The sequence below is a fragment of the Actinoalloteichus spitiensis RMV-1378 genome (genome assembly GCF_000239155.1).
In the GTDB taxonomy this organism is placed as follows: Bacteria; Actinomycetota; Actinomycetes; order Mycobacteriales; family Pseudonocardiaceae; genus Actinoalloteichus_B; species Actinoalloteichus_B spitiensis.
The window spans coordinates 1-1,693 of record NZ_AGVX02000831.1; the positions used below are offsets into that span (position 1 = coordinate 1).

At 72.3% G+C, this 1,693-nt stretch carries 2 protein-coding genes; both read right to left on the bottom strand.

Annotation, left to right across the window (positions count from 1 at the left end; all coding sequences use genetic code 11):
- A partial coding sequence (gene tatB, locus ACTIDRAF_RS0225760; protein WP_016701518.1) for a Sec-independent protein translocase protein TatB occupies positions 1 to 328 on the bottom strand: 328 nt, incomplete at its 3' end.
- 82 nt (positions 329 to 410) lie between these two features.
- A partial coding sequence (locus tag ACTIDRAF_RS0225765; RefSeq protein ID WP_026066503.1) for a S1C family serine protease occupies positions 411 to 1,693 on the bottom strand: 1,283 nt, incomplete at its 5' end.

Consider the following 1,693-nt stretch of genomic DNA (forward strand, 5'->3'; position numbering starts at 1 on the left):
CGGCGGCGGGGTAGCCGTTCGGCTTCTCCGCGCTGCCCTCCGCCAGCGGGCGGTCGTCGTCGAACAGCTTCCTGGCCTGGTCGGTGATGGCGGTCTTCGGGTTCAGGTTCCGGAGGCCGCGCAGGTCCTCCAGCGGCTTGCGCAGCTCGTCGAACTCGGGCCCCATCTCGGAGCGGATCTGCTCGCGCGCCCCCGAGGCGTAGTCGCGGACCTTGCGGATGGTGTTGCCCAACCAGGCGGCCGCGGCGGGCAGGCGTTCGGGGCCGAAGATGAACAGACCGACGAGCAGCAGCACGAACAGCTCCGGCCACCCAATGTTCTCGAACACCCTGGCACCTCCTCCGCACCCGCGAACAGCCTAACGGTTGCTCGGTCATGCGAAAGGGGCTCGGGTAGGACGGTTCCGGCCCTCAACGGTTCTGGTCCGAGTCGAGGGTGACCGGAATCACCAGGACGCCATCGCCCCGGACGATCTCCAGCTCGATCTGGTCACCGATCTGGTGTTGGCCGACCGCGAGGAGCAGTTCGTCCGCTCCGCCCACCGGCTGGTCGTCGACCTTCGTGATGACGTCGCCCTCCTGGACCCCGGCCCGCTCGGCCGCCCCGCCCTCACGCACGTTGGCCACCTCGGCGCCGTACTGGTTGCCCGACACCCTCGTGACCGGGTTCACCCCGAGGTCCGGATGTTCGACCCGGCCGTGCTGGATGAGGTCCTCGGCGATCCGGCGCACCTGGTTGACCGGGTTGGCCAGCCCGATCCCGATGGAGCCGCCGCCCGGCGTGGCCTCCCTGATCGCGGTGTTGATCCCGACGAGGGCGCCGGACGAGTTCACCAGCGCCCCGCCCGAGTTGCCCCGGTTGATCGCCGCGTCCGTCTGGATGGCGCTGATCACCGAGGTCTCCGCGGCCGGCAGCCGCGACGGCCGGTCCAGTGCGCTGATGATGCCGGAGGTCACGGTGTTGGGGAGGTTCAGCGGGTTGCCGATGGCCAGGACGGTGTCCCCCACGGCGAGCTGGTCGCTGTCGCCCATCTGGATGACGGTCAGGTTGTCGACGTTGACCTTCAGCACGGCGAGGTCGGTGCGCTGGTCGCGGCCGACCAGCGCGGCCTCCGCCCTGCTGCCGTCGGAGAACACGACGTCGACGTCGGGGGAGTCGGCGTCGGCGGCCGAGGCGACCACGTGCTCGTTGGTCACGATGTAGCCCTCCTCGTGGATGACCACGCCGGACCCCGCGCCGTCGCCCGTGTCGACGGACACCACGGCGGGCCGCACCCGGTCGACCACCTCGGCGAGCGACCCGGGCTCCCGTTCCACGGCGGTGCCGGCCTCGGCGAGCGTCACGTCCGGACGGTTCACCACGCTGCCGCCCTCGGCGGTGATCCTCCCGAGGAAGCCTCCCACCAACCCGACGAGGAGGGCGGCGGCGAACAACGCGCCCAACGCGGTCGGCTTGACCCGCTGCCCGAAGAGCACCTCCCGCGCGCTCAGCCGCGCCGCCGGAGACGCGGGTGCGGTGTCGGTGCCACCGTCGTCGTCCGGCGTCTCCAGCGCGGGCGGGCCCAGCACGGCCGCCGCGCTCGGATCCCGCCAGGCATCCCGTTCGTCGGCCCACATGACGGGCTCGGGAGGCGTGGCCGGGGCGGTCCGACCCGGCTGCCGCTGGAGGCCGTCCCGCGCACCGGCGGGACGGC